Annotated in this window: 2 protein-coding genes; both read left to right on the forward strand. The window is 53.8% G+C overall.

Features of this window, described 5'->3' with window-relative positions:
• Window positions 1-216 precede the first annotated feature (216 nt).
• Window positions 217-726 (forward strand): ADP-ribosylation/crystallin J1, encoded by a 510-nt coding sequence (locus CA13_RS30860; RefSeq protein WP_419195063.1) that lies wholly within the window; start codon window positions 217-219, stop codon window positions 724-726.
• A 102-nt stretch (window positions 727-828) separates the two neighbouring features.
• On the forward strand, window positions 829-1,272 hold the full coding sequence (locus CA13_RS30865) for a hypothetical protein (protein WP_146403227.1): 444 nt from the start codon (window positions 829-831) through the stop codon (window positions 1,270-1,272).
• Window positions 1,273-1,425: the final 153 nt, after the last annotated feature.

A 1,425-nucleotide genomic window follows, 5' to 3' on the forward strand; every position in this document is an offset into this window, starting at 1 on the left:
TTCTGCTATGGGGGCGCTGTCGATGATCCGCTGGCAACCGTTTGGTCCGACAACGTCGTTTGTTGCTTTCAAATTGAACCGTCGCTAAACTGATAATGCTAGGGAACGGACAACCGTCACCGAAGGGGCCGAAGGCTAAACTGACGGTGTTCGGTCGATTGATTCATGATGGTGACTCGATCGGCGTTTAACCCAAATCCGTGCGATAACCATGTGATGCAACGGAGGACGGGTGGTCCGTTTTCTCGTCTGCTTGCAAGTCTTTCGCCCGTCCCCGCTGATCACCACCGTTATCCGACTAAGAACATCATGCGACTCTACCGCCCAGTTGGCCTAGCTGAACTCGAACTGATAGCTGCCTCCGGTTGGACAGCCTACCCGCCGCGACTAATGCACCAGCCGATCTTCTATCCTGTATTGAACTTCAAATACGCTTCAGCAATAGCGAACAATTGGAACACTAAAGATGATGCGTCCGGTCACTGCGGATTCGTGACCGAATTTGATGTCGACGATGATTTCGGGTCCCGATACGATGTTCAAACGGTCGGCGACCGCGACGATGTTGAGCTCTGGGTTCCAGCCGAAGAACTTGACGACTTCAACAACGCGATTGATGGCCCGATTATCGTCACTGCGTCTTACTATGGCGATGGCTTCGTTGGCACCGTCGACACAATAACTGGCCTGCCTTCCTCCGTTGCGTCGCCCCATACCGGCGGATAACCAAGCGATGAACGCGGAGTGGCCGAAAACGCGTTTACAAATGGAAGATCAACCGCGGCCACCCGGTTATCGCAACCGTTATCCCAATCAAGTTTTGCAACCGTGTCCGATTCACCACGCATGACATTCGCGGCTAGTCGATGGCGCTTCTTTATCGCTTCCACGATCAGCAGTTTGTCCATCGGGATCGTGATCTATTGCCTCACCCGTTGGTTAGACATCCCGTATGGCTGGGCGGTGTTTATTGTCGTGATTCGGGCTGCCTTTTGGGCTCTTGCAATCGACATTCGCAATTTTGACGTCAACATAGATGGGCGAACACTTTCCGGCCCCACTCTGATCTTTAGTTCGCAACCTGTTTCTATCGACCTTAGCGACGTGGAGCCGGAGTTCGTTACCGAGCGGATGGGTGTTTTCTCCGTGCACGATTCCACTGGCAAGGAGGTGATGGCACACTATCGGTACTACTTGCCGGAGGATCGAACGATTCTTCGCGGGCTAATCGAACGTCTTCGTCGTCCACGAGCCGAAGCAGCGGTGGGATAACCATGCCGTGCACCGGAGCGGCGTCAACGCGTTTTCTAATGGTTAGTTTTACTCTCGCCGCCCGGTGACGGCGACCGTTATCACACTCCGGGCGATTGATGCTCTGCTATGGGTGCGCTGTTGATGATCCCTTTTCGTCCGTTTGGTCCACAA

The organism is Novipirellula herctigrandis, assembly GCA_007859835.1.
GTDB lineage: Bacteria > Planctomycetota > Planctomycetia > Pirellulales > Pirellulaceae > Novipirellula_A > Novipirellula_A herctigrandis.

What these genes read in the sequence shown, in the direction of transcription:
- CA13_RS30860 (WP_419195063.1), top strand. Translation starts at nt 217, where the DNA reads ATGCAACGGAGGACGGGTGGTCCGTTTTCTCGTCTGCTTGCAAGTCTT.